Source organism: Dryocola clanedunensis (assembly GCF_038405435.1).
GTDB lineage: Bacteria > Pseudomonadota > Gammaproteobacteria > Enterobacterales > Enterobacteriaceae > Dryocola > Dryocola clanedunensis_A.
Window position 1 is genome coordinate 1 of sequence record NZ_JBBYHZ010000121.1, and the last position, 611, is coordinate 611.

General features: G+C 53.0%; 2 pseudogenes. Both read right to left on the minus strand.

From position 1 onward, the window contains the following. Nucleotides 1–315, minus strand: a pseudogene (locus tag AAE045_RS23780) (hypothetical protein); the annotation flags it as partial. Continuing rightward, nucleotides 305–611, minus strand: a pseudogene (locus AAE045_RS23785) (hypothetical protein); the annotation flags it as partial. The pseudogenes AAE045_RS23785 and AAE045_RS23780, both read right to left, overlap by 11 nt.

Below are 611 nucleotides of genomic sequence, written 5' to 3' on the forward strand. Positions count from 1 at the left end.
TAACTCTCCCTGGCGGCGTAATTTGATGATTTCACCTTTAACAAAATCGACATTCGCGTCGTTATCATCGTCAATAGTGCTTTGCATTTGAGGGGCGAAGTAGCCGATCAGGTAATCATTGCTGACGCGCTTGATAAACTGCTGAACTGTGTCGCCACCCATAGCAAACCATGCGCCCGTCCAGGCCTTGCCGAAGCAGGTGAGAGTTATGCGGCCTTTGCCTGGCTCATAGTTTTCAATCATCACTCGAACAGGGTCGAGGCGCTCAACGCCAGTGATGGTGAACGCCATAACGTCCATGGTTTCAATTTCCATTACCAGCCTCCTTGCGCAGCTTCGCCTTCCTGCGATTTACCGCAATCTCGATGTACTTGATGTCATGCTCATCCCAGCAATCAGAGCGTAAATCTGCGAGTAAATCCTCGCCAAAATTCTCCACGCCCCGCGCTTCGATGTTTGCAATGGCGGCGTCGGTGGCTGGGGTTTCAAACGGGGTTACCTCCCACTGGTCGCCGTACTGAGCTAATCCATCCGCATCATATGCATCGCAACATTCCTTCAGCCCTGCATTCTCCGCAGCCAGCGCGTCGCGCTCTTTCAGCAGTGCGGCG